The organism is Moraxella haemolytica (assembly GCF_030177935.1).
GTDB lineage: Bacteria > Pseudomonadota > Gammaproteobacteria > Pseudomonadales > Moraxellaceae > Moraxella > Moraxella haemolytica.
Genome location: NZ_CP089974.1, coordinates 291,507 through 309,298, shown reverse-complemented (window position 1 = coordinate 309,298; position 17,792 = coordinate 291,507). Strand labels below are relative to the sequence as shown.

At 43.7% G+C, this 17,792-nt stretch carries 12 protein-coding genes; 4 read left to right on the top strand and 8 right to left on the bottom strand.

Going from position 1 to position 17,792, the window contains the following annotated elements; genetic code table 11:
• Positions 1 to 6 precede the first annotated feature (6 nt).
• The 4 genes from nadD (at position 7) to bioD (ending at position 3,268) form a co-directional block, all read left to right on the top strand.
• Positions 7 to 651 (top strand): nicotinate (nicotinamide) nucleotide adenylyltransferase, encoded by a 645-nt coding sequence (gene nadD / locus LU276_RS01355; protein ID WP_284673909.1) that lies wholly within the window; start codon positions 7 to 9, stop codon positions 649 to 651.
• Between the two features lie 50 nt (positions 652 to 701).
• On the top strand, positions 702 to 1,085 hold the full coding sequence (rsfS, locus tag LU276_RS01350; RefSeq protein ID WP_284673908.1) for a ribosome silencing factor: 384 nt from the start codon (positions 702 to 704) through the stop codon (positions 1,083 to 1,085).
• 183 nt (positions 1,086 to 1,268) lie between these two features.
• A complete protein-coding gene (gene bioA, locus LU276_RS01345; RefSeq protein ID WP_284673907.1) occupies positions 1,269 to 2,591 on the top strand; it encodes an adenosylmethionine--8-amino-7-oxononanoate transaminase in 1,323 nt (440 codons plus the stop codon).
• Positions 2,592 to 2,599: 8 nt separating this feature from the next.
• Entirely contained in the window at positions 2,600 to 3,268 is a 669-nt protein-coding gene (bioD, locus tag LU276_RS01340) for a dethiobiotin synthase (protein WP_373627923.1), read from the top strand.
• Between the two features lie 93 nt (positions 3,269 to 3,361).
• Here the strand turns inward: bioD and gorA are convergent, their stop codons facing one another.
• From gorA to rplK, 8 genes are all read right to left on the bottom strand, one after another.
• A complete protein-coding gene (gorA, locus tag LU276_RS01335; RefSeq protein WP_418001272.1) occupies positions 3,362 to 4,741 on the bottom strand; it encodes a glutathione-disulfide reductase in 1,380 nt (459 codons plus the stop codon).
• 81 nt (positions 4,742 to 4,822) lie between these two features.
• Positions 4,823 to 6,049 carry a phosphoglycerate dehydrogenase gene (gene serA / locus LU276_RS01330; protein WP_284673906.1) on the bottom strand — a complete coding sequence of 409 codons (1,227 nt, stop codon included), beginning with the start codon at positions 6,047 to 6,049 and terminating at the stop codon, positions 4,823 to 4,825.
• A 188-nt stretch (positions 6,050 to 6,237) separates the two neighbouring features.
• On the bottom strand, positions 6,238 to 10,467 hold the full coding sequence (gene rpoC, locus LU276_RS01325) for a DNA-directed RNA polymerase subunit beta' (RefSeq protein ID WP_284673905.1): 4,230 nt from the start codon (positions 10,465 to 10,467) through the stop codon (positions 6,238 to 6,240).
• 80 nt (positions 10,468 to 10,547) lie between these two features.
• Entirely contained in the window at positions 10,548 to 14,657 is a 4,110-nt protein-coding gene (rpoB, locus tag LU276_RS01320) for a DNA-directed RNA polymerase subunit beta (RefSeq protein ID WP_284673904.1), read from the bottom strand.
• A 633-nt stretch (positions 14,658 to 15,290) separates the two neighbouring features.
• The gene (gene rplL / locus LU276_RS01315) at positions 15,291 to 15,662 is read right to left on the bottom strand and encodes a 50S ribosomal protein L7/L12 (RefSeq protein ID WP_284673903.1); all 372 of its coding nucleotides are present in this window, start codon (positions 15,660 to 15,662) and stop codon (positions 15,291 to 15,293) included.
• Positions 15,663 to 15,731: 69 nt separating this feature from the next.
• Positions 15,732 to 16,235: a 50S ribosomal protein L10 gene (rplJ, locus tag LU276_RS01310; RefSeq protein ID WP_284673902.1), complete on the bottom strand. Its 504-nt coding sequence runs from the start codon at positions 16,233 to 16,235 to the stop codon at positions 15,732 to 15,734.
• Between the two features lie 311 nt (positions 16,236 to 16,546).
• A complete protein-coding gene (gene rplA, locus LU276_RS01305) occupies positions 16,547 to 17,248 on the bottom strand; it encodes a 50S ribosomal protein L1 (protein WP_284673901.1) in 702 nt (233 codons plus the stop codon).
• Entirely contained in the window at positions 17,248 to 17,679 is a 432-nt protein-coding gene (gene rplK / locus LU276_RS01300; protein ID WP_284673900.1) for a 50S ribosomal protein L11, read from the bottom strand. Before rplK ends, rplA begins: the two co-directional genes overlap by 1 nt.
• Between the last annotated feature and the right edge of the window lie 113 nt (positions 17,680 to 17,792).

Genomic DNA, 17,792 nt, shown 5'->3' with positions numbered 1-17,792 from the left:
TCAGCCATGACCATTCGTGCCTTTCTTGGTGGCTCCTTTGACCCTGTGCATTCATCACATCTATCAATGGCAATGAGCGTGCATCATGCTTTAAGTCAGGCTGCCACCGACCCCATCAGCGTCTCGCTCATGCCCACCAAGGGTAACCCATTTAAGGGTAAGCCTACGACTGATGAGCATCGCCTTACCATGTTACGCCTTGCCACCGATGGCACGCCGATTGGCATTGAGACCTGCGAACTTGACCGCACACCGCCCATCTACACCATTGATACCGTGCGACTACTTAGGCAAGCCCACCCTAACGACCAACTGATTTTTATCCTAGGGCAAGACAGCCTGTACACTCTACCGACTTGGAAAGATAGCAATGAGATTTTAGATTTTGTCAAAATTTGGGCATTTTGGCGTGGTGATTTTATCCAACATGGCGAATTTAGCCCACAGATTTTGGAGAATTTAACCGATAATCTGGGTGATTTTTTGGATAACAACGGTAAAATTTATCAAGACCACACCCCCATTTATGCCATGTCATCTGGCCAAATTCGGACACAGATTGCCAAAAAAGACCCAAAAGCAGGCGAGGGCTTAGCCCCCAGTGTGCTAGATTATATTTACCGCAACGCACTTTATGGCGAAACTGATTAAAATGTGCTATAATAATCAGTTTATCTGGTAAAAATTTTAAAGTATCTACAATGACAAACCAAACCAACACCCAAAAACTGACTTTAGATGAACAAGTCGCCCTTGCTACCGAAGCACTAGACGACCTAAAAGCTACCGAAATCACCGTGATGACAGTAGAGCATTTAACCGAAGTAGCTGAACGCATCATCATCGCCAATGCCACCTCCAAACGCCATGTTAAAGCACTGGCGGATAAGCTCGGAGCAAAAGCCAAGGAATCAGGGCTTATGCCACTAGGTCGTGAAGGCGACAAAGACAGCGATTGGACGCTTGTGGACTTAGGAGCGGTAGTCGTGCATATCATGACTCGTGAAGCCCGTGAATTCTATGACCTAGAAGGCTTATGGTCATCGCCCGAAGCACTGCAAGCTTTGGCTGTACAAAAAGCATGATTTGACTTTCAGTCAAACTGCTTTAAGATACATCATGCTTAAATCATAGATAAAACCGTTCTTGATGAGCGGTTTTTTTATTGATCGGTCTGTTTGGTTTGACCGATTGCCAAAAAGATTGTTCCACAGTTAGTAAATCCTTTATAATACCCCAAATCCACACATATTTTAGGGCAGATGTAAATGAATCTTTATGATTTGACCAACCCTGACATCTTAGACCAATTAACCACCTTTGACCGTACACATCTATGGCATCCATACGCCAGCTTACCACCAAGCTATGACAATCATCTCATTAGCCATGCCAACGGCGTGCGTCTGTATATGGCTGATGGCACATCACTGATTGACGGCATGTCATCATGGTGGGCAAGCATTCACGGCTACAATCACCCTATTTTAAACCAAGCCGTAACAGAGCAAATCGGTAAAATGAGCCATGTAATGTTCGGTGGGCTGACTCATACGCCCGCCATAGAGCTTGGGCAAAAACTGCTTGGCATCACCCCAAAAAACCTAACCAAAATTTTTTATGCTGATAGTGGTAGCGTGGCGGTAGAAGTCGCCCTAAAAATGGCACTACAATATCAAATGGCTCGTGGCACACCACATAAAAATGCTTTCGGTAGCACACACTCTGGCTATCATGGCGATACTTGGCACGCCATGAGCGTCTGCGACCCTGTGAACAGCATGCACACCCTGTATGGTAGTCAATTACCTGTACAGTACTTTTTGCCAGCACCGCCGATGGGATTTGATACACCCCTAGATGATGATACTCGCTTACAGATGGATAATTTTTTTGGGCGGTATCATGACAAGCTAGCAGGGTTCATCATCGAGCCTATCGTGCAAGGTGCAGGCGGTATGCGGTTTTATTCACCCCAATATCTAGCACATCTGCACGCCTTGTGTCAGTATTACGATGTATTACTCATCTGCGATGAGATTGCCACAGGCTTTGGACGAAGCGGACAGATGTTCGCTGTCAGCCACGCTAATATCTGCCCTGATATCATGACACTGGGTAAAGCATTGACAGGGGGTTATATGAGTTTTGGAGCAGTAATGAGTACAGCCAAAATCGCCGACACTCTACACAATAGCCCCTACCCTGCACTCATGCACGGCCCAACTTTTATGGGCAATCCGCTTGCTTGTGCGATTGCTTCTGCCAGCATTGACCTAGTATGGCAGCACGACAGTGCCTATGTAGCACAGAAAATGCAAAACAAACTAAACACCCACCTACAACAGCTAATTTCATGGAAGGAGGTCTATGATGTGCGAGTACTTGGAGCAATTGCAGTCATTGAGATGAAGCAGATGATAGATATGCCAACCTTTCAGCGACTATTGCCCAAATATGGCATTTGGGTGCGACCCTTTGGCAAACTCGTTTATCTCATGCCTGCTTATATTATAAGCGATGAGGACTTAAAGATGTTATGTGCCAATCTCATCAAGTTACTGCACGAATATTTTAACCACCAAAGATAAGGTTAATCATGACCACCTACTTCATCACAGGCATAGATACAGATATTGGTAAAACCTATGCCACAGGCATACTGGCTCGCCACCTCATGTTACATGGCAACTCTGTCATCACCCAAAAATTAATCCAAACAGGTGTAACAGGCGACATTGCTGATGACATCATAACTCATCGAAAGCTGATGGGCATAAAACTGCACGAGCTTGACATAGACGGCACAACTTGCCCCATTGTCCTGACCAAGCCCGCCAGTCCGCATCTCTCAGCACGCCTAGAAAACCGCTCTTTAAATACCGACATCATCACACACGCCACCAAAAAACTACACACTCACTTTGACATCGTACTACTAGAAGGAGCAGGTGGTGTGCTTGCACCAATCACCGATAATCTGCTCACACTAGACTACATTGCCACACAGTGTTATCCTGTCATCGTGGTAACATCGGCACGCTTAGGCAGTATCAATCATACACTATTGACCCTTGAAGCGATACGCTCTCGTGGACTTACTCTGTTTGGCATGGTGTTTAACCATCACTTTGACACCGACCCAGACATCAGTAGTGACACTTTAGCATTTTTACAAAAATATGTGGCGGATAATTACCCAGACACCCTATTCATGCGACTGATTGATGGGCAGATGATTGGATTTGAGAGAGTGATAGGAAAATAAATTAAACTGAATTAAAACACAGATACACGCTTTACGCAAATAAGAAAAAGACAAATCACCAATATGATTTGTCTTTTTTATGGTAAGTCTAACTCATCTCATTGTTACAAACTCTTCACTCCCTGTCGGATGAATGGCAACAGTATCATCAAAGTCTGCCTTGGTTGCTCCCATCTTGATCGCCACAGCAAAGCCTTGAATCATCTCATCCACCCCAAAGCCCACGCCGTGCAGTCCTACGACTTTTTTATCATCACCTGCACAGATAAGCTTCATTTTGCAAGGTTGACGATGACTGGTGATGGCAGATAGCATTGGTGTAAAGGTAGAGGTATAGACTTTAACATCATCAAATTGGGCTTTTGCTTCTTTTTCAGACAAGCCCACTGTACCAACAGGCGGATGACTAAAAATTACGCTAGGGACATTATGATAATCCAAACGCTCGTTCGGTTTGTTGTTAAATAGTCGCTCAGACAGTCTGCGTCCGGCCGCCACCGCTATGGGGGTAAGCTGTATGCCATTTTGTATGATATCGCCCACCGCAAAGATATTATCTACGCTTGTGTTTTGATATTCATCTACAATGATTTCGCCTTTATTATTGGTTTTTACCCCAACTTTATCCAAATTCAACTGATCCGTATTGGCTTTTCGCCCTGTTGCCCAGATAAGTTTTTCAGTTGTAATGATTGTATCGCCACAGTGAATGGTTAATGAATTGTCATCATTCTTGTCAATCTTACTTGGTTCTTTTTGATAATGAAAAATAATGCCATCATTTTGCATAATATGACCAAGTTCATCAATGATTGCTTCATCAAAATTCTTTAAGATTCGATCGCCTCGCACAATCAAATGCGTCTCTACCCCAAGAGCATTTAACACTCCTGCAAGCTCTACGCCGATATAGCCAGAACCAACGATTGCAACTGATTTTGGTAAATTTTCCCATTCAAAAAAATCATCAGAAGTCTCGCCAAATTGAGCTCCATCAATATTGGGAACCATCGGCTTACCCCCTGTGGCAATGAGAATATGGCGAGCGGTAACCGTCTCTTTTTCACCATTACCCTTATCAATCTCAAGAGTGTGCTTGTCAATAAATTTAGCAAAGCCACGAATGACGGTAACATTGTTTTTATCAAAGCCTTTTTGATAGGATTTATGAATGCGATTGATATAAGCGGTGCGATTATCCACCAAAGTTTTAAAATTAAACTCTTTTACAGTTAACCCAAAGCCATAATCGGGTGCGTATTTATGGATATGCTCCGCTAGATTCGCTCCATACCACAAGACTTTTTTTGGTACACAGCCGACATTCACACAAGTACCGCCAATGTGCGTACTTTCAATAATGGCGGTTTTTTGTCCGTACATTGCTGCACGGTTGGCAGAGGCAATGCCACCAGACCCACCACCAATAGCGATATAATCATAATCAAATTGCACATCAAAATCAGTTATCATGATACTCTCCATCTAAATCATCTTCTTTGTATTTTACCAAGAAAAGTACTATAAAATAAAAGCAATCTTCTAAGTCTGCGTTTAGAATAAAACACGCACCTTAATGGTTTCAGGCACAGCACGCAGACGCTCCATTGCCTTGCATGAATCGTTGTCATCGACATCCATCACCAGATAACCGATATCGCCTTTAGTCATCAAAGACTGTGCGGCGATATTAATGCCTGCATCAGCAAATGATGCGTTAATCTGAGACAATACGCCTGGAACATTGCGATGAATGTGTAATAGGCGGTGCGTACCTGTGGTGAATGGGATAGAAACATTCGGGAAATTCACCGCACTGGTGGTGTCGCCTTGATCCGAATACTTCACGAATTTTTCGGCTACTTCAAGACCAATGTTCGCCTGTGCTTCTTGGGTTGATCCACCCACATGCGGAGTTAAGATAACATTATCAAACTTACGCAGTGGCGAGGCAAACTCTTCATCAGCTGACTTTGGTTCTTTTGGGAAAACATCAATCGCCGCCCCTAAGATTTTACCGCTGGTTAGTGCATCAGCCAATGCATCAATATCCACACATCCGCCACGAGCCGCATTGATAAACAACGCACCGTCTTTCATCTTGGCAAATTCTGTCTTGGTCATCATGTTGCGAGTGCTTGGCAAATCAGGGACATGCAGGGTAACAACATCTGCTTGAGCAAGCAGTTCATCAAAACTACCCACCTGCGAAGCATTGCCCAACGGAAGTTTGGTAACCGCATCATGATAAATCACTTTCATTCCCAGTGCCTCACACAGCACAGACAGTTGTGAGCCGATAGAACCATAGCCGACAATACCCATCGTCTTTCCACGCACTTCATAACTGTCTTTGGCAGACTTATTCCAACCACCACGATGCACAACTGCATTTTTTTCAGGAATGCCACGCATGAGCATGATGGTCTCGGCAAGTACCAGTTCTGCAACCGAACGCGTATTTGAATATGGTGCATTAAACACAGGAATACCCAACTCAAGAGCTGCATCCAAATCCACTTGGTTGGTACCGATACAAAAACAGCCGATTGCAATCAACTTTTCGGCAGATTCTAGCACCTGACGAGTCAGCTGTGTGCGAGAACGAATACCAATGAAATGCACATCTTTGATTTTTTCAATCAAAACGGCTTCATCAAGTGCTGATTTAATGTATTCAATATTCGTATAGCCTGCATCATTTAGCACCTTTAGGGCATTTTCATGCACACCTTCTAATAATAAGAAGCGAATTTTGTCTTTTTGGAGTGATAAGGTCATAAAAAACTCTCAACTAATAAGGTAAGCAAAAAGTATGTCACACATCAGATATTGATTGCAAATTATCTTCGCTTAAATATCCATAAAACTGGCGATACTAATTCAGATAATTCCAACTTGTGATACCGCCTTAAATACCGTCATAAACAAAAAGCCCACCACATATGATGAGCTTTTTGATGAGCTGATTAGCTGTTTTGTCCCAATTCATCAGCGAAGGCTTTAGCAAAGCTGTCTTCTGTTGGCAAAGTTTCAATAGGAGTGAGCAGTTCATCGCTCAAGCCAATATCTGCACTTGCCATCTCAGCCTCTTTTTCTAGCTGTGCTTTGCGTTGGCGGTTTTGATGATATGCCAAACCTGTACCTGCCGGAATCAGACGACCAACCACGACATTCTCTTTTAGACCTGCTAGGTCATCGACTTTGCCCATTGTTGCTGCTGCTGTTAGGACACGGGTAGTCTCTTGGAACGACGCTGCTGAAATGAAGCTCTCCGTTGCAAGCGATGCCTTGGTAATACCTAATAGCTGACGCTCATACTGTACTGGGAACTTGTCATTGGCTATCAATTCCTCATTGAGAGCACGAATCTTGGTATATTCAGCTTGGTCGCCTTTAAAGTAGCTAGAATCACCGCCATCAACAATCTCAACTTTACGCAACATCTGACGCACAATAACTTCAATGTGCTTATCGTTAATCTTAACACCTTGTAAGCGATACACTTCTTGCACTTCATTTACAATGTAGTTCGCAAGTGCTGTTTCACCTTTTAGGCGTAAGATGTCATGGGGATTTAGCGGACCATCAGATACCACCTCGCCACGCTCAACCGTTTCACCTTCAAACACATTGATTTGACGCCATTTTGGAATCAGCTCTTCATGGACATTGCCATCTTCATCGGTGATGATAAAGCGGTTTTTGCCTTTAGTTTCTTTACCAAATGACACCACACCACTCATTTCTGCCATGATTGCATGATCTTTTGGACGGCGTGCTTCAAATAGGTCGGCAACTCGTGGCAGACCACCAGTAATATCTTTAGTACCAGAAGTGGCTTGTGGCACACGACCAAGCACCGAACCTGCTGTTACTTGCTCACCTTCTGATACACGGATAACCGTCTCGGCAGGCAGGAAATAAACCACTTCTTTGCCTTCTTTAGTATCCAAGATAATCGCAGGACGCAAGTCTTTGGCAATACTTGGGCGGTCTTTACTTGCCAAGATTTCAAAAGAGCTCATACCGGTGGTTTCGTCCACTTTTACAGTAGCGGTCATGCCATCAGTGATGTCGCTAAAGCGTGCTGTACCTGCAAACTCGGTGATGATTGGGTGGGTGTGTGGGTCCCATTTGGCAATGACATCGCCTGCAGCCACTTCTGCACCATCACGAAGCAAGATATTTGAACCATAAGGCACTTTATAGCGTTCACGCTCACGACCTTGACTGTCTGCCACACCGATTTCAGCTGAACGAGAAACAACCACCAGATGACCATCAGCATGCTCAACAGTCTTCATGTTATGGAAACGCACAGAACCATTGCTACCTACCGATACACTGTTATCAACAGCTGCTGCCGATGCCGCACCACCCACGTGGAATGTACGCATGGTCAGCTGTGTACCAGGTTCACCGATAGACTGTGCCGCCATGACACCCACAGATTCGCCGATATTCACAAGGTGTCCACGAGCCAGATCACGACCGTAACACTTAGCACACACCCCATGTCCTGACTCACAGGTAATCACCGAACGCACATAAACTTCATCAATGGCATTGGCATCTAACTTTTCAACCATACGCTCATCAATCAAAGTACCTGCCTCTGCAATCACTTGATTGTCAGCATCAAGCACATCTTTGGCAATAACACGACCCAATACACGGTCGCCTAGACGCTCAACAATCTCACCACCATCAATAACAGGAGTCATACGCTGACCTGCCTGCGTGCCACAGTCATCAGTGGTAATGACCAAGTCTTGTGCCACATCAACCAAACGGCGGGTTAGATAACCAGAATTCGCTGTCTTAAGTGCGGTATCAGCAAGACCCTTACGCGCACCGTGCGTTGAGATAAAGTACTGAAGTACCGTCAGACCTTCACGGAAGTTTGCTTTAATTGGTGTCTCAATAATCGAACCATCTGGTTTTGCCATCAGACCACGCATACCAGCAAGCTGACGAATCTGCGTGGCACTACCACGAGCACCAGAGTCCGCCATCATATAAATTGAGTTGAAAGATTTTTCACGCTCAACTTCACCCTCGCTGTTCACAACTTCATCGGTTGATAGGTTATCCATCATCGCATTGGCGATTTTATCAGAAGTTCTAGACCAGATATCAACGACTTTGTTATAGCGTTCACCTGCAGTGACAAAGCCTTGTTCAAACTGCTGTTCAATCTCACGCACTTCTGAATCGGCAGCATCCATGATCTCTTTTTTGGTTGGTGGAATGACCATGTCTTCCATACCAATAGAAATGCCCGACAAGGTCGCTTGGGCAAAACCTAGATACATCAAATGGTCAGCAAAAAGAACCGACTCTTTCACACCCAGTTTACGATAGCATGAATTAAGTAGCTTAGAGATGTTTTTCTTGGTCATCTCAAGGTTGCATTCACTAAATGCCATACCTTCTGGCATGATATTCCAAATCAAAAGACGACCTGCAACAGTGTCTTTAATTTCGGTTTTGGTGGTTCTTTCACCGGTTCTTTCATCAATGATGGTCTCAGTAACACGAACTTTGATTTTAGCATTGACCGACAAATCTTCTGAGCCAATCGCACGCAGTGCTTCATTGACCGTACTAAACACCATGTTCTCGCCTTTAGCACCGATATGGCTACGGCTGATATAATACAATCCTAAGACCACATCCTGAGACGGTACGATAATTGGCTCACCATTAGCTGGCGATAGAATGTTGTTCGTTGACATCATCAGTGCACGGGCTTCAAGCTGAGCTTCTAATGTCAATGGCACATGCACCGCCATCTGGTCACCGTCAAAGTCGGCGTTAAATGCCGCACAGACAAGAGGGTGTAACTGAATTGCTTTACCTTCAATCAGCACAGGTTCAAATGCTTGCAAGCCCAAACGGTGTAGCGTTGGTGCACGGTTGAGCAATACAGGGTGTTCACGAATCACGCTCGCCAACATATCCCAAACCGCAGGCTCTTCACGCTCTACCATTTTCTTGGCGGCTTTAATAGTCTGAGCAATATTATTTTGTAGTAGCTTGGCGTAAGTAAATGGTTTGAACAACTCAAGTGCCATTTTCTTAGGCAGACCGCACTGATGCAGACGAAGAGTAGGACCAACCACAATCACCGAACGACCAGAATAGTCTACACGCTTACCCAATAGGTTTTGACGGAAGCGACCTTGCTTACCTTTAATCATGTCAGCAAGTGATTTTAGTGGGCGTTTATTTGAGCCAGTAATTGCACGACCACGACGACCATTATCAAGTAATGCGTCCACTGCTTCTTGTAGCATACGCTTTTCGTTACGCACGATAATATCAGGGGCGTTTAGCTCAAGTAGGCGTTTTAGACGGTTATTACGGTTAATAACTCGGCGATACAAGTCGTTCAAATCAGAGGTAGCAAAGCGACCACCTTCAAGTGGCACAAGCGGACGCAAATCAGGTGGCAATACTGGCAAAATGGTCATTACCATCCATTCAGGCTTGTTGCCAGAATCACGGAATGATTCAAGTAGCTGTAAGCGTTTTGCCATCTTTTTTAGCTTGGTTTCAGAGCTGGTTTGTGGAATCTCCGCACGCAACTCATCAATCTCACCATCAACATCAATATCTTTTAATAGGTCTTGAACCGCTTCTGCACCCATTTTAGCAATGAATTCATCGCCATATTGTTCAAGTGCGGTAAAATATTCTTCATCATCAAGCAACTGATACTTTTCAAGAGCAGTCATGCCAGGATCAGTAACGATATAGCTTTCAAAATATAGAACACGCTCAATATCACGAAGCGTAATATCAAGTAATAGACCGATGCGACTTGGTAGTGATTTTAAGAACCAGATATGAGCCACAGGACTGGCAAGCTCAATATGACCCATGCGATCACGACGCACTTTAGCGGCAGTAACTTCTACACCACATTTTTCACAGATGATGCCTTGGAATTTGCGGCGTTTGTATTTACCACACAGACATTCAAAATCCTTGACAGGCCCAAAGATTTTGGCACAGAATAGACCATCACGCTCAGGTTTGAAGGTACGATAATTGATGGTTTCAGGTTTTTTAACTTCGCCATGCGACCAAGATTTGATGGTATCAGGACTTGCCAAAGAAATCTGAATACTGTCAAACTCTTTGATGCCTGTATCGGCAGGGCCTTTCATGATGTCTAATAAATCTTTCAAAAGGATTCTCCGTTATATTCGTCAATTCGGTAATCCAGACACCCTTGTGTCTGGATTAATGCTCATCTTTTAGGCTTGGCTTATTTTTTCTTTTCTTTTAAGTCAATGTTAATGCCCAGTGAGCGAATTTCTTTGGTCAATACATTAAACGACTCTGGCATACCTGGGTTCATGTATTGCTCACCGTCAACGATGTTTTTATACATGCGTGTACGACCTTCAACATCGTCCGACTTCACAGTCAACATCTCTTGTAAAGTATAAGTTGCACCGTATGCCTCAAGTGCCCAAACCTCCATCTCACCAAAACGCTGACCACCAAACTGTGCTTTACCACCAAGTGGTTGTTGTGTTACTAGTGAGTATGAACCTGTTGAACGAGCGTGCATCTTATCATCAACCAAGTGGTTCAATTTAAGCATATACATATAGCCCACCGTAACAGGACGGTCAAATTTCTTGCCCGTTCTTCCGTCATACAGTGTTTGCTGACCTGATTTATCAAGACCTGCCAACTCTAAAAGCTCTTTGATTTGACTCTCTTTAGCACCATCAAAGACGGCTGTACCCATCGGCACACCAGCACGCAGGTTCTCAGACATTGCCAAGATATCTTCATCTGACAAGCTGTCTAAATCCACCTGCTCGCCGCCAACTTTGTTATAAATCTTATCCAAGAATTCACGAAGTTCGCCTACAGCTGCCTGAGCACGCATCATCTCATTGATTTTGTCGCCAAGACCACGAGCCGCCATACCTAAATGCGTCTCTAGCACCTGACCGATGTTCATACGAGAAGGTACACCCAGTGGGTTTAGTACGATATCAACAGGATTGCCTTTTTCATCATACGGCATGTCCTCAACAGGCATGATGCGAGAAACAACACCTTTGTTACCATGGCGACCTGCCATCTTATCACCAGGTTGAATACGGCGTTTCACTGCCAAATACACCTTAACGATTTTTTGTACACCATGTGCCAGATCATCGCCTGCGGTCAATTTGCGTTTTTTCTCAGCAAATTTGTTATCAATCTCTTTTTGCTTGTCAGTCAGATATTCAGAGATTTGGGTCAAACGCTCAGAGACTTCCTCTTTGGCGGGTTGAATGTCCAACAAACTTTCAAGAGATAAATGCTCCATATCCACTGCTGTCAATACTGTACCTGCCTTAAAGCCTGCACCGCCACTTACTACCTCGCCATCAAGCAGATGTACGATACGACCACGAGCCGCCGCTTCAAAAATCACCAACTCTTCTTTTAAGTCTTTGCGATAGTTGTCCAACATTGCCTTTTCAATGGCTTTGGCACGACTGTCTTTTTCTAAACCATCACGAGTAAATACCTGCACATCAATTACTGTACCCTTAGTTGATGATGGTACACGAAGTGAAGTATCTTTAACATCGGCTGCCTTTTCACCAAAGATGGCACGAAGTAGCTTTTCTTCTGGGGTTAGCTGACTTTCGCCTTTTGGTGTTACTTTACCGACCAAAATATCACCCGCATCCACTTCAGCACCGATATAGACAATACCTGCCTCATCAAGGTTGGCAAGCGCTGCCTCACCCACATTCGGAATATCGCCAGTGATTTCTTCGGGGCCTAGCTTGGTATCACGAGCCACACAGGTTAGCTCTTGGATATGAATGGTAGTAAACCGATCTTCTTGTACCACTCGCTCGGACAATAAGATGGAGTCCTCAAAGTTATAGCCATTCCACGGCATGAACGCCACACGCATGTTCTGACCAAGTGCCAATTCACCCAAATCGGTCGATGGTCCATCAGCCAAGATGTCTCCTCGAGCAATCACATCGCCTTCGTTGACAATAATGCGTTGGTTAATACAGGTATTTTGGTTGGAACGGGTGTACTTAATCAAATTATAAATATCAATGCCCGCTTCACCAACGGTCATCTCGCTCTCATTAACACGCACGATGACACGGCTGGCATCAACTTCTTCAATCACACCACCACGCTTAGCGACCACACACACACCACTATCACGAGCCACATGACGCTCCATGCCAGTACCCACAAGCGGTTTATCAGAACGCAAAGTCGGTACAGCTTGACGCTGCATGTTCGCACCCATCAAGGCACGGTTAGCATCATCGTGTTCAAGGAACGGAATCAAAGACGCTGCCACCGAGACAACTTGGCGTGGCGATACATCCATATGGGTAACCTTATCCACACCCATACGCACCGATTCACCCTGATAACGCACCATGACCATCTCTTCGGTCAGTTCGCCATTTTCGTTCATTGGCGAGTCTGCCTGTGCAATCACCGAACCCACCTCTTCAATGGCTGACATGTATTCAATGTCGTCAGTTACCTTGCCATCGATAACACGGCGATACGGCGTCTCCAAAAAGCCAAAGTTATTGGTCTTAGCAAATACTGCCAAAGAGTTAATCAAACCAATGTTTGGACCTTCAGGTGTCTCAATCGGACAGACACGACCATAGTGCGTATTATGCACATCTCGCACCTCAAAGCCTGCACGCTCACGAGTCAAACCACCAGGACCAAGTGCTGATACACGACGCTTATGGGTAATCTCTGAAAGCGGGTTGTTTTGATCCATAAACTGCGATAACTGCGATGAACCAAAGAATTCTTTCATCGCTGCTGCCACAGGTTTTGAGTTAATTAAATCTTGTGGCGATAGGCTATCTGACTCTGCAGTTGTCAGACGCTCTTTAACTGCACGCTCCACACGAGCCAAACCAATACGGAATTGATTCTCTGTCATCTCGCCCACTGAACGGATACGGCGGTTGCCCAGATGATCAATATCATCCACTTCGCCACGACCGTTGCGAATTTCAATCAGCTCTTTTAGTACATCAATGATGTCTTGATTAGATAGTACGCCTTGTTCACGCTGTACATCAATGTCATCAGTATCGATAAAATCACGACCCAAACGGCGATTGAACTTCATGCGACCGACATTGGACAAATCGTAACGCTCTTGGCTAAAGAACATTTGTTCAAACAATTTTTCAGCAGTTTCTAGCGTTGGCGGCTCACCTGGACGCATCACCTTGTAGATCTCAATCAATGCCTCTTCACGAGACATCACGGTATCAGCACGCAAGGTATCGGCAATGTACGCACCATGGTCAATGTCGTTAGTGAATAAAATCTTAAAGCCTTTAATGCTCTTGTCCGCCAATTTTACCAAAAGATCATGGTTGATTAAGGTATTGGCACGGGCAATCACTTCATCGTGATAAACAATATCCTCTGCTAAAATACGCTCATACAGATACTCATCAGGCACAGCAAGTTTTGTCATACCGGATGCTTGGATTTCCTTGATACGGCGAGCATTAATACGCTTACCTTGCTCAACAATGACCTTACCTTCAGGCGATACAATGTCAAATTGAGCCATTTCACCTTGCAAGTGTTCAGCAATCAGCTCAATTTCAAACGATTCATCACCTTTATAAACCTCAACCGTTTCAAAGAAGGTAGATAGAATGTCTGCTGTCTCCATACCGATTGCACGCAAAATAATGGTGGCAAGCAACTTACGGCGACGGTCAATACGCACATACACCAAATCTTTAACATCAAACTCAAAGTCAAGCCAAGAACCACGATAAGGAATGATGCGAGCATTATAAAGCACCTTACCACTTGAATGCGATTTGCCCTTATCATGGTCAAAGAAAACACCTGGCGAACGATGCAGCTGCGATACGATGACACGCTCGGTACCATTGATGATGAAAGTACCATTGTCTGTCATCAGCGGAATTTCGCCCATAAAGACACTCTGCTCACGAATGTCTTTGATTGCCGCCTTGCTATCTTTATCTTTGCTGTCCTTATCTTTAATGACCAAACGAATTTTTACACGCAGTGGTGCAGCAAAAGTTGAGCCACGCATGATACACTCACGCTCATCAAATTCAGGTTCACCCAAATAATACTCAACAAACTGAAGCTCAGCGTTACCAGAGTGGCTAGCGATTGGGAAAATTGATGAAAAAGCAGCTTGCAGACCAACATTAGCACGCTCTTTTGGCTTTTTGTGTTCTTGTAAGAACTGCTCGTAAGAATCTACTTGGATTGCCAATAGATACGGTACATCCATGACGTCTGGAAGTCTAGAAAAACTTTTACGAATGCGTTTCTTTTCGGTATAAGAATAAGCCATTAAGATTCCTTACGTTAATTTGGAAAAGCCCATTGCAAAAACAAGAGCCAACCTTTAAAAATGAAATACTGTCAATAAAGGGACGGCTGTCAAACGCCCATAAAACCCACGCAATTTGTCAGATACGCCCCTACTGCATATCAAACAAACACGACAAAATGCCAAATACCAAGCGATATTTAGCTATTTCTTTGGTTAATTACAAATTAAGTCGTTTTGCATAGGGTATGTTTGTCCTTTTAGTTTGTGTTTTCTGCTTGACAAGAACAACTAACACAAAAGGTCAAATAATAAATTCTAACAAAAATAATCATAAAAAGCAAGCATAACATAAATAATTTGCATCAATTTGGGATAATCCAGCTAGGTAGCCAATCTAACAATCTGCAAATATATCAATCAAACAGTCGTTGTCTAAAATACTACATATTTCACAATACAAATTATTGTCAAGTATGACAAAACCACTTGCCATCAGATGAACCAAAGCAAGATAACGCATGATAGATTTGGTATATATACCAAACCTTGATTTAAAACCAATAAAAAAGCCAAAATTGCAAATGCAAAATTGGCTTTTTTAAATCATTTTAATCAGACCATTAAATCATCAATGGCAACTGATGACTAAAATTACTTAAGCTCAACGCTTGCGCCAGCTTCTTCAAGTTTCTTCTTAAGCTCTTCAGCTTCAGCTTTAGATGCACCTTCTTTGATAGTTTGTGGAGCACCTTCAACTAGGTCTTTAGCTTCTTTTAGACCTAGACCAGTTACTTCACGAACTACTTTAATAACAGCTACTTTCTTGTCGCCGCCAGAAGTTAGAACAACATTGAAGTCGTCTTTTTCTTCAGCTGCTGCTGCTTCGCCGCCAGCTGCTGGAGCTGCTGCTAGAGCTGCTGCAGACACGCCGAATTTTTCTTCCATCGCAGAGATAAGCTCAACGATTTCCATTACTGATTTTTCTGCGATTGCATCTAGAATTTGTTCGTTAGTTAGTGACATAGCAATTGTTCCTATGAAATAAGAGTATAAAATAAATTAAACGGATAATTTTTAAAATATTTGGAAAAATTAAGCCGCTTCTGCTTGCAGTTTGTCTCGAAGTGCAGCCAAAGTACGCGCAAGTTTGCCAGCTGCCGCTTCTTTCATTGTACCCATCAAACGAGCAATAGCTTCGTCGTAGGTTGGTAGTGTTGCAAGTTTATCGATTGATTTTGCATCAATAAATTCGCCTTCAAAAGCTGCGCCTTTGATTTCGAACTTGTCGTTGCCCTTTGCAAATTCTTTGAACAAGCGTGCTGCTGCACCTGGGTGTTCATTTGAAAATGCAATTAGAGTAGGACCAACGAATGTATCGTTCATGCAAGCAAAATCGGTATCTTCTAGGGCACGGCGTAATAAAGTATTACGCACGATACGCATATCAACACCTGCTGCACGAGCCGATTTACGAAGTTCGGTCATCTGTGCTACTGTTACGCCACGAGAATCGGCAACAACAGCAGAGAGCGCACCTTTGGCAGCTTCATTTACTTCAGCAACAATTGCTTGTTTGTTTTGAAGATTTAGTGCCATGGGTTGTCTCCATATTTATTATCCATGCGGATAATAAGCAAGTTTTATAGATTTAAAAAATCTACACCAAAATACGGCGACTTATCGTCTTTCCGTCTGCGTAGGCTTATGGTTTTATTCATAATTTAGGTAATTGCTTGAAAACAATCAATCACACCTACGGTCTTAGACAGCACAACCCGCTGTGCTGAACTAAAAATATGGCGTTGCTAATTTTGATAACGGGAAAACTAGCAACGAAATTGAGTATTATAAGCAAAACGCCGAAAAAATCAAGAATTATCTGACTAAGCGTCCGCCACAATTATCTCTTACTTGTTCGCACGGTGCGGTACTGGATCGATGGCGATGCCAGGACCCATGGTGCTAGACAAGGTAATTTTCTTAATATAAATACCTTTAGAGGTCGCTGGTTTAGCACGCTTTAAATCGTTCAATAAAGCAGTTGCGTTTTGTTCGATTTGCTCACCAGTAAAACCAACTTGACCGATAGAAGCATGGATAATACCTGCTTTATCAACACGGTATTGTGCCTGACCTGCTTTGGTGTTTTTAACCGCAGTAGCAACATCGGCAGTTACTGTGCCAACTTTTGGGTTTGGCATGAGACCGCGTGGACCAAGTACAGTACCCAATTGACCAACCACACGCATTGCGTCTGGAGATGCGATTACCACATCAAAGTCAAGGTTGCCAGCTTTAATGCTTTCTGCCAAGTCTTCAAAACCAACAACATCAGCACCAGCTTCTTTAGCAGCTTCAGCAGCCGCACCTTGAGCAAATACTGCAACACGCTTAGTTTTACCAGTACCTGCAGGTAGATTGGTAGCACCACGAACAACTTGGTCTGACTTACGAGGGTCAACACCTAGATTGATGGCGATATCAATAGACTCTTTGAATTTTGCTGCTGGCAAATCATTCAAAATCGCAACTGCTTCTTCGATGGTGTATAGTTTTTTAGTATCAACTTTCTCGTTGATTAGCTTTTGACGCTTAGTTAGCTTAGCCATTATACACCCTCCACATTTAGACCCATTGAGCGAGCAGTACCTGCAATAGTACGAATTGCCGCTTCAAGTTCAGCAGCGGTTAGGTCTGCCTCTTTGGTTTTTACGATTTCTTCTAGTTGTGCACGAGTTACTGTACCAACTTTGTCTTTGTTAGGTACACTAGAACCTTTAGCAATGCCAGCTGCTTTACGCAGTAGGACTGCCGCAGGTGGCGACTTCATGATGAAAGTGAAAGACTTGTCGTTAAAAACAGTGATAACAACTGGGATTGGCAAGCCTGGCTCAAAGTTTGCAGATGCTGCATTAAACTCTTTACAAAAAGCCATGATATTCACACCTTTTTGACCCAAAGCTGGACCAATCGGTGGTGATGGGTTTGCCTTACCAGCAGGCACTTGTAGCTTGATGTAGCCATCAATCTTCTTTGCCATGAGATTCTCTCCAATGGTGGGTAATAACGCTAAAATAGCTCCCCAGGGTTAAGAATTAAATCAATATTTAATTCAACGAAAAGCCCTAAGCAACGCCTAGAGCAAAAATTAAA